Here is a 414-nt window from a genome sequence, read left to right as displayed (position 1 = left end):
CCCAGCCCTTTCCTACGGGTTGATCTCGGCTGTGGCCGTGTTGATCATCGCCTGTCCCTGTGCCCTTGGCCTCGCGACGCCCATGTCCATCATGACCGCCACTGGGCGCGGCGCACAGGCGGGCGTACTGATTAAAAACGCCGAGGCGCTGGAGCGGTTCGAAAAGGTCGACACGCTCATTGTGGACAAAACCGGCACCCTAACAGATGGCAAACCACGTCTTGTCGCAGTCCTGCCAGAACCGGGGCATGACGAGGCCGAGGTATTGCGACTCGCGGCGTCGCTGGAACGTGGCTCTGAACACCCTTTGGCCGAGGCAATTGTGCGTGGCGCGGAAGAACGCGGCGTTGCAATGGTTAAAGCTGAGGACTTCGAAGCAATCACGGGCAAAGGCGTCAAAGGCGTGGTTGACGG

1 protein-coding gene is annotated in these 414 nt (G+C 61.1%); it reads left to right on the top strand.

The genetic code is table 11. The annotated features are described in order from the left end of the window. Positions 1-414: HAD family hydrolase (locus AB9F29_RS21360; protein WP_369757183.1), on the top strand; the 414-nt coding region annotated here is incomplete at both ends.

This window comes from Falsihalocynthiibacter sp. S25ZX9, from assembly GCF_041205405.1.
Classification (GTDB): domain Bacteria; phylum Pseudomonadota; class Alphaproteobacteria; order Rhodobacterales; family Rhodobacteraceae; genus Falsihalocynthiibacter; species Falsihalocynthiibacter arcticus.
The sequence above is the reverse complement of the archived record's forward strand: the minus strand, read 5'-3'. Positions and strand labels throughout refer to the sequence as shown.